We start from the raw sequence: 8,564 nt of genomic DNA on the forward strand, positions 1-8,564 counted from the left end.
TTTGCCATGAGCAACGCTGCTTTGGACGACCGCGCACGAGCCTTCTTTGATTGGCGCTCGCTGCGAAGCGTCTGCGCTTTTTCCTGTCGCCACATGTCAATTGGATCACTGTCGATTTCACCGGTCTTAGCAAGCGCCGTACGGTTAAAGAGCTTGCGTTCTTGAAGCGAGTACGCTCGGCGCGACCAGCGGGCCTCTGGAACCATGGCGCCAAGCATCTCACCGGTCTCCACGACACTGCCGCATGCGATTCGGATATCGCGACGATCGATATACAGAAGCAATTTCTTGCCGACAAGGTTGTATCTGTTCGAGAGAATTGTGTTCGTATATCGGCATCTATCAGTACGCACATACGGTCGATGATGTTTTGCAATGTTTCCGCGGATAGTACACTCCGCTATGTGCCAGAACGTTCGACCGTACTTCCGCTCATCTAGCGGTAACGGCTGAGGTAGGTAGTCGCTCTCCACGCGCATCTGAGCCGACTCTAATACCTGCAATGGAGACGCACCCATCAGTCTTTCGGTCGGGCGAAGATTGAAAAGGCGCACTCGGAGGTGCACAACCTCCTGCTGCAACTGTTCGACGAAGGGCGGCTCACCGACGGCAACGGACGTCTGGTCGATTTCACCAACACGATCATCATCGCGACCAGCAACATCGGTTCACAGCTGATCCAGGACAACATGAAGGCTGACTCGAAGCAGCTCGACTATCCTGAGCTGCGCGACCGGTTGATGGAAATCCTGCGGCATCATTTCAGGCCGGAGTTTCTCAATCGCGTCGACGAGGTGGTCGTGTTTCGTGCGCTCGGCAAGGAGCAGATCCGCACCATCGTCGATCTGCAGCTTGCGCGCGTACAGCGTACGGGGCTGGCCCAAGGCATCGATCTGTCGTTCGACGACGGCTTGCGCGATCACCTTGCGCAGATCGGCTATGACCCCGAGTTCGGTGCGCGGATGCTCAAACGCAAGATTCGTCTTGAGGTGGAGTCGCAACTCGCCGATGCGCTGTTGCGAGGCGACGTGCGCGACGGCGACAAGGTCACAATGACCTACGACTCGGGTACGCACTCCGTGCGTGTGCAGAAAGGAGCACCGCCCACAGAAGCGCCCAGCGAGGCGTCTAAGGAGGCACCGGCGCCTGCGTGAGGCTCGCCTGCCGAAGAACGCGACGCCGCCCGGCGGGCGGGCGGCGTCGCCGTCAGGATTCAAGTTCACCTGCGACGATCTCGTCGCGATAGCACCAGATCCACGTTTCGCCGGGTTCGATTGAACGCACCAGCGGATGGCCGGTCGCGTGAAAATGCTTGCTTGCATGCCGGTTGGGCGACGAATCGCAGCAGCCGACGTGTCCGCAAGAAAGACAAAGCCTCAAATGTACCCACGGCTGGCCAAGCTTCACGCAGTCCTCGCAATAGTCAATGGGAGTGTGGAGAATGCGGGCTTCGCCCAGGTGCGTGCAACCAGGGGTCATGATCGTGCTCCTCGGACAGGTGCGCGCAGACGTGCGCGGATCAAGGTTGCGCTCGGCGCGCGTTCAAGCGGCCATTTCAGGTTGGCCCGATATTCCTGCAGGTCGGGACCGGTCACGAGATAGCCGCCTTCATCGCGGACAATGCCAACCTCCTGCGCCCATTCGGTCTGTGGCACGCCGCCAATGCAGACGAATAGCCAATTCGTACTTACCGTGCATTGCCCGCCGGTGCGCACATCGGTCAGCGTGATCTCCTGCAACACGTCACTGCCTGCGAGCGCGGTAACTTCGGCGCACATGCGCTCTTCGATGTTCGACGCCGACGAGATGCGATCCACTTTGAACGCGGCTGAATGCGTCCGTCGGGTTCTCTTCGTCATCTTCCAGGTTCCTTTGTCGGCATTATCGCCGGCTCAGGCCCCGAGCGTTCCACTTATCCGACTGTCCGAATTTTGCGCGGCCACCTCTGCGCTCACGCAACGCGAACCGATTGCCGACGCAATTACTGCGTACCGCGCGTTCGACTTGCGCGAGCCCGGATGGATTAAGGTCAAGCTCGACCCATAACGGATGCCTCAGCGCCGGTTCGCCGTGCAGCCTCGTTGGGACCGTCTGCTGTGCAACTCATACGTCATGGAAGCGAACGGGAAGCCGCTGGAGACGAGCGAGTTGCAGGACCTGCGCGTCGATCTTCGATTACAAGAACGGGCAACGCGCATTTCGCGTCCCTCACAGGCCTCGCTCGGAACCCGTCGCATACGCGGATTGGTGGAGTCCGCTGCGCTGTCCCTCTTTTGCGCACTGTCCCGCTGACGACAAGGAATGGAACTGAAAGACAGGCGCGCCCTTGTGACGGGCTCCGATTCGGGGCGTCGGGCTTTATTGGTCCAGTGGATCGTCGCTACCCAACGCGCTATCGATTTCGCGGCGGGCATCGTCGAACGCCGCGCCGATTGCGGTCGCACCACGAAAACGCGAGCGCTTCAGGCGCGGCGCGGCCCACTCCCCGCCGTCGGGTTGAGCGCCATCGCTACGTTCTATCCGCGTCGTCACCGTCGATCCGCCCGCAGGGTCATCTTCGGCCAGAACGGTCACCGTGAAGCCGCGATGAATATGCACTTCCTGCATCGTACTGCTCCCTTACATCGACGCTCCGCCACGCATCGGCATCAGAGTGACGGACGCAAGTCTACAAGCAAACCGCTAATGTAGTCGGCATGCTTGCGACGTCGAATAACGCAATGCGCGTCACTCAGCGGCGACGTCGTCACCCCAATGACGGCCGCCTCGCTGTCGAAGTGCGGCTCGGTGATACCGTCGCGCACCGCCATCACATCGCTGTCAGCACGATTTCTCTGCGCGAGAGCAACCAGTCGTTCCTTGTCGAGTGCATGATAGTCCGCCGCGCGAGCGCGCGGGCAATTTCATCCGCATGCGGCTCGTCTCGGCTGTATGGTCTTCATCCAGCTCTCGGTCATTCATCTTGTTCCGCACATCATAGCGGACCGCGTTATTGCGAAAGATCCCCGGCCGGTGCGATCGCGGGGTTCACGATTGGCGCAGGCGCGGGCCTCGCCGGGCATGCGGTCGAAGACATTCTCGACGGCAAACTGACGAAATCCATTTCCGGCGAACTCCTGCCCGGGAGCGTCGCGCTGATCCTGGAAGTCAAGGAGCCGCCGCTGTTCGAGATCGAAGACGTCGTGCTCGGCGATGGCGGCAAGGTGTTTCATCAGCCGCTTGCCTGGTGACGTCCGTAGCTCGTGGATGAGGAAATCAAGAGGTGCCATGCCGAATGACATCCAGACCCTCTGCCGATTCCACGTCGTCGCAACGCCACTGAGTCTGAGTCGGCAGATGTAGAAGGGGATGTCCTGATCGGACGCGACAGGCGGCCCTGGCCGCTGAGCCGCGGATTGAAAAGGGAGCAGCACAAGTTCTTTGCCGATACGGGCCGTCACCACGCCGCTTTGTTTTCCCCTCCCGTTTTCGATGGACGAAAAAATACGTCATGAAAAAATCTCGATCTGATTTCAGAGTGTCTTCTGCACTTACCCCCTTCCCGCAGATGGAAGAAACCTCAACGTCCCGATCGGACGCTTCTCTCGATGAGGCGCTCGAAGAAACGTTTCCGGCAAGTGATCCTGTTACTGTGGGAGGAGTGCGTCGCATCGAAACCGGAGCAATAGTTCCAACCTCGGTCAGGACTGACGGTCAGAAGCTATACATTCGCCTTCACTGACTTGACAGGCGCGCACCTATCGCCTTTGATGAATGGACAGCCAGCGTTGGGCTGACCGAACAGGCAGGGAGTCGTACGTGTCAATCACCCGGCATACGATCATGTGGGACACCGCCATCGACGCGCTCGAGCGCGCCGCGCGCCTGCATCGGCAGTTCTTCCGGCTGGCCGGCCAACACGCGAGGTTGCCGGTATGGGAGCCGCCTATTGAGGTCTTCGAACACGACGGCTTGCTCGCGATCGTGGTGGCGCTACCCGGTGTGCCGCCCGATCAGGTGGACTTGAACCTCGAAGGCGGCGCGCTTGTCGTGGCCGCTGAAAGGACATTGCCGCGCGCGCTGGCCGGGGGCGCGGTCCATTGTCTGGAAATCCCCTATGGCCGCTTTGAGCGGCGTATCCAGCTTCCGGCCGGGCGCTATCGCCTGATACGGCGCGACTCTGAACACGGTTGCCTGTTGCTGGACTTCGAGAGGCAGGATTGAGCCTGGCGCGGGCCGGCAAATCGAGGAACGAAGATGAGCACGGACAGCGAAAGCGACGCCCCTCAGTCCAGGCCGCCCGACCTGGAAGCTGCCACGATGCCCGCAGTGCCCGAGGATAGCCTGATCCTGCTTCCGGTTCGCAATGCGGTGCTATTTCCGGGCATGGTGATACCGCTGACGGCGGGACGTGGGCAGGCCAAGGAGGATGTGCAGGCCGCCGTCAAGCGTCAGCAGCCCCTTGGCATCGTGCTGCAACGCGATCCGCAGGTGCAGGACCCACCCTTCGATGGCCTCCACACGATTGGCACGGTCGCAAACGTGCTGCGCTATGTCACCAGCGCGGACGACGGCGCGCATCACCTGATCTGCCAAGGTGTGGAGCGATTTCGCCTGATCGCGCCGGTGGATGGCCTCGGGTTCCGTGCCGCCCGGGTGGAAATACTGCCCGAAACTGCGCAACGCGACTCCGCCATCGACGCGCGCGCGTTGGTCCTGAGACAACGTGCTGGGGAAATGGTCGGGTTGCTCCCCAATGCAGGGGCGGAACTCGTGAGGGCGCTGGACGCGATTGAGGCACCCGGGCTACTGGCCGATACCGTGGCCGGTCTGCTCGACATCCCCCCGGAGCGCAAGCAGGACATCCTCGAAACACTCGACATCTGCAAGCGGCTGGACAAGGTGCTGGACGCCGTCGCCGGACGAATTGAAGTGCTGCGTCTGTCGCGCGAAATCGGCGAGCAGACTAAAGGCCGGCTCGACCAGCGTCAACGCGAAATGATGCTGCGCGAGCAACTGCGGACCATCCAGCAGGAACTAGGCGAAAGCGGTGAGACCGGTGAGGAAGCCCGCAAGCTGACCGAAGCGATTGCAGCTGCCCATATGCCGCCGGATGTCGAGGCGCACGCGCGCAAGGAGCTCTCCCGGCTGGAGCGGATGCCGGAAGCCTCCTCCGAATACTCGATTAGCGTGAGCTACCTCGAATGGCTGACGGAACTGCCTTGGGCACTTCCGCCGGAAGCGCCCATCGACATCGCCCGGGCGCGGCATATCCTTGATGAAGCGCACTTTGGCCTCGACAAGGTCAAGCGTCGCATCCTCGAATATCTCGGTGTCAAGAAGCTCAATCCGCTGGGCAAGGCGCCTATTCTTTGCTTTCTCGGCCCGCCAGGGGTGGGCAAGACATCGTTGGGTCAGAGCATCGCGCGCGCGCTGGAGCGGCCCTTTGTGCGCGTCAGCCTGGGTGGCGTGCATGACGAATCCGAAATCCGCGGCCATCGGCGGACGTATATCGGCGCCATGCCGGGCAACATCATCCAGGCCATCCGCAAAGCGGGTGCACGCAATTGCGTCATGCTACTGGACGAACTCGACAAGCTCGGCCATGGTGTGCATGGCGACCCGGCTGCGGCGATGCTCGAGGTTCTGGATCCGGAGCAGAATGCCTCCTTCCGGGACAACTACCTTGGCGTGCCGTTTGACCTGTCCGCTGTCGTATTCGTCGCCACCGCCAATCAGCTCGAAGGTATTCCTGGGCCTTTGAGGGACCGTCTTGAGGTTCTGGATCTACCCGGATACACCGAGGCCGAAAAGTTTCAGATCGCCCAGCGCTTCCTGGTTCCACGCCAATTGAAGGCTTGCGGGCTCGCTGCCGAGCAATGTGAACTGAGCGACGAGGCGCTGCGCGCCATCATTCGCTACTACACACGCGAAGCGGGTGTGCGCAGCCTGGAGCGGCAGATCGGCTCAGTGTTTCGATATGTGGCGTTGCGCGTCGCCGAGGATCCGGCCACGCGCGAGCGAATCGACCCCGATCGCTTGCCGTCGATACTGGGACATCACCGCTTCGAGAGCGAGGTCGCCATGCGCACCAGTTTGCCGGGCGTGGTGACCGGACTAGCTTGGACACCCGTCGGCGGCGAACTGCTCTTCATCGAGGCGAGTAGCTCTCCGGGCGGGGGACGGCTGGTACTGACCGGCCAGCTGGGAGACGTGATGAAGGAAAGCGCTCAGGCCGCGCTGACCTTGGTCAAGTCGAAGTGCGAGGCACTGAATATCGATTGCATGGGTTTCGACAAGCGTGACATTCATGTCCACGTGCCTGCCGGCGCGGTTCCCAAAGATGGCCCCAGTGCTGGTGTGGCGCTCTTTATTGCGATTGCGTCACTCATGATGGGGCAAGCCGTGCGCAGCGATTGCGCTGTGACTGGTGAGATCAGCCTGCGTGGCCTCGTGCTGCCGGTAGGCGGCATCAAGGAAAAGGTGCTTGCGGCGTTGCGCGCGGGTATCAAAACGGTTTTGCTGCCCGCGCGCAACGCCGCGGATCTCGAGGACATCCCCGCCGATGCACGAAGCCAGTTGGGCTTTGTGCTGATGGAAACGGTGGATGACGCACTGCGCGAGTTGATCGAGACCAGAACGGGTAAGGCTCAGCGCACCGTAGACTGACGAGTCACCAGGGATGGACGACGATCCAAGGGATGCCGGTTTCCCGCGGAGGGCCTTGAAACGCAATCGGTGGCCCCTGGACGAACACAGTGGCGAACATCCCGGAGTTTTCAAACAGAATCGGCCGAACTGAGCCGACCGATTCAGGCAGAGGTCGGCCAGCAAGCGCCTCTCATGGGCTCGGGCCGGTTGACCGCTGTCGTGTCCGTACCGGCCCTCCACAGCCCGCTTACGACGTTGCGACTCCGTGCGTTTTGGGGCAGGCATTTGAGTCACCCGCCTCAGCTCGGGAGTTTCTATAAAGAGTCCGTGCGGTTGTTTTTACCGATTTGAACGCCACCGTACAGACCTACTGGGGTGCTCGGTTTTGCGGAACATGCGAGCGTATCGCGTCGATCTCTAGTGAAGTTTGATTCTGGGAGTACCTCTGGACACAGCCGCCCTCTTCGGTGCGCCGTCCTGACGGCATGGGAGCGGTGATCAAGACGGCCGATTTCAAGGCAGGTATGTCGATCGCCGTGATCGGTCTAGGTGGTGTTGGCAATGCAGCTCTTATCGGTGCGTCGCAGCCGGCGCTCGCCAGATCATCGCAGTCGATCTTTCTGACTCGCGACTCGAATTCGCGCGCTCGCTTGGTGCGACGCATGTTTTCAACGCCAAAGCCCCTGACGCCGAAGCCGCGATCCACACCGCGACATCCGGCGGCGTCGATCGAGCGCTGGCGTTCGCTGGCGCCAATCCCGCTTTGAGCCTTGCGTATAACGTTACGCGCCGTGGAGGAACAACTGTCACGGCCGGTCTCCCTCCGCCTACGTCGTCCTGCGGGCTTTCGGTCACAAAACTCGTCGGCGAAGAACGCAACCTCAAGGACAGCTATATTGGCACCTGCGTTCCCTCACGCGATATTCCTCGCTACATAAGCATATACATGCAGGGGCATCTTCCCGTCGACAGGCTGCTAACGGCTCGCCTGGCTCTCGAAGACATCAATCACGGCTTCGATCTCCTGCATGACGGCGCCGCCATCCGGCTAATCGTCGAATTCCCATCGAAGTCTTGAGGAAGCGAACCGAATTCCTGCAAAGTTGCCGCGCGCTAGCGCGGCATGGTTCCAAAGTTTGACACTGCACGGGAGACTGCGCTCACGGTCGCAGAGAAACTCGGTGACGAGGAATAGCGGTTGGGCCCGCCGTTGCGACTTGCCCCAGCCTGATGGATGCAGAAGACTTTCGCGTTCTGATACTAGAACTAGACTGTGAAAACACGCTACGGCGCAGCACATCGTTCCAGGAGAAAAGTCATGAGCATTCTGTTAATTGGCGCGAGCGGGAGAACGGGTCGGCTAGTAGCCGAAAAATTGCATGCCGCCGCCATCCCGTTCTGCCCGTTGATACGCAACGCGGCAAAAAGCGATGCTTTCGAGCGGTTCGGCGTCCGACCGCTCATTGCCGACCTGTCTGGCGATTTCTCGCATGTATTCAGCGGCGTACATACTGTCATTTATGCCGCCGGCTCGGCAGAAACCGAGGGCGCGGAGCAGGAACGCCTGATCGACCGCGACTCGATCATCAAGTCGGTCGATTACGCAAAGCAAAGCAGCGTGGGCCTTTTTGTCGTTATCAGTGCATTGCTTGCGTACGCCCCGGAACGCTCGCAGCAAGCACTGCAACACTACGCGCAAATGAAACGCGAATCGGACGACTACGTGATTGCTAGCGGGCTCGATTACCTTTTGCTGCGCCCCGGCACGCTGACAATGGAGCCGGGAGCTGGCGCGTGAAGATGTGGCCGAGGTCGTTCTCGATGCGCTCAAGGCGCGACTGGTGAACAAGGTAATTGGTTTTGTAGGAGGAGACGTGCCTATTGGAGATGCGTTAGCCCGTGTGTAGCCCTGCGGGTTTTGTCGCGATAAGGAC

8 protein-coding genes and 2 pseudogenes are annotated in these 8,564 nt (G+C 60.7%); 6 read left to right on the plus strand and 4 right to left on the minus strand.

Annotated features, from left to right (window positions below; translation table 11 throughout):
- Window positions 1–353, minus strand: a pseudogene (locus tag PQR02_RS38770) (hypothetical protein); the annotation flags it as partial.
- A gap of 186 nt (window positions 354–539) precedes the next feature.
- Here PQR02_RS38770 and PQR02_RS38775 point away from each other — a divergent pair.
- A complete protein-coding gene (locus PQR02_RS38775; RefSeq protein WP_408243124.1) occupies window positions 540–1,154 on the plus strand; it encodes an AAA family ATPase in 615 nt (204 codons plus the stop codon).
- A gap of 52 nt (window positions 1,155–1,206) precedes the next feature.
- Here PQR02_RS38775 and PQR02_RS38780 read toward each other — a convergent pair whose 3' ends face one another.
- From PQR02_RS38780 to PQR02_RS38790, 3 genes are all read right to left on the minus strand, one after another.
- On the minus strand, window positions 1,207–1,479 hold the full coding sequence (locus PQR02_RS38780; protein ID WP_408243119.1) for a UBP-type zinc finger domain-containing protein: 273 nt from the start codon (window positions 1,477–1,479) through the stop codon (window positions 1,207–1,209).
- Window positions 1,476–1,859, minus strand: a complete 384-nt coding sequence (locus PQR02_RS38785) for an NAD(P)/FAD-dependent oxidoreductase (protein WP_408243126.1) — start codon at window positions 1,857–1,859, stop codon at window positions 1,476–1,478. Before PQR02_RS38785 ends, PQR02_RS38780 begins: the two co-directional genes overlap by 4 nt.
- A 499-nt stretch (window positions 1,860–2,358) precedes the next feature.
- Window positions 2,359–2,607, minus strand: coding sequence for a hypothetical protein (locus tag PQR02_RS38790; protein WP_408243120.1), 249 nt, complete (start codon window positions 2,605–2,607; stop codon window positions 2,359–2,361).
- A gap of 113 nt (window positions 2,608–2,720) precedes the next feature.
- On the opposite strand from PQR02_RS38790, the gene PQR02_RS38795 reads away from it, so the two are divergent.
- The 5 genes and pseudogenes from PQR02_RS38795 to PQR02_RS38815 all read left to right on the plus strand — a co-directional run bounded on the left by PQR02_RS38795 (window position 2,721) and on the right by PQR02_RS38815 (window position 8,537).
- Window positions 2,721–3,230 carry a hypothetical protein gene (locus PQR02_RS38795; protein ID WP_408243121.1) on the plus strand — a complete coding sequence of 170 codons (510 nt, stop codon included), beginning with the start codon at window positions 2,721–2,723 and terminating at the stop codon, window positions 3,228–3,230.
- Between the two features lie 568 nt (window positions 3,231–3,798).
- Window positions 3,799–4,203: an Hsp20/alpha crystallin family protein gene (locus PQR02_RS38800; protein WP_408243122.1), complete on the plus strand. Its 405-nt coding sequence runs from the start codon at window positions 3,799–3,801 to the stop codon at window positions 4,201–4,203.
- A 33-nt stretch (window positions 4,204–4,236) separates the two neighbouring features.
- The gene (gene lon / locus PQR02_RS38805) at window positions 4,237–6,648 is read left to right on the plus strand and encodes an endopeptidase La (protein ID WP_408243123.1); all 2,412 of its coding nucleotides are present in this window, start codon (window positions 4,237–4,239) and stop codon (window positions 6,646–6,648) included.
- 586 nt (window positions 6,649–7,234) lie between these two features.
- Complete coding sequence (locus PQR02_RS38810) at window positions 7,235–7,708, plus strand: zinc-binding dehydrogenase (RefSeq protein WP_408243125.1); 474 nt, start codon at window positions 7,235–7,237, stop codon at window positions 7,706–7,708.
- Between the two features lie 240 nt (window positions 7,709–7,948).
- Window positions 7,949–8,537: pseudogene (locus tag PQR02_RS38815) on the plus strand (NAD(P)H-binding protein).
- The last annotated feature ends 27 nt before the right edge of the window (window positions 8,538–8,564 follow it).

Source organism: Paraburkholderia sediminicola, from assembly GCF_046026895.1.
Lineage (GTDB): Bacteria > Pseudomonadota > Gammaproteobacteria > Burkholderiales > Burkholderiaceae > Paraburkholderia > Paraburkholderia sediminicola_C.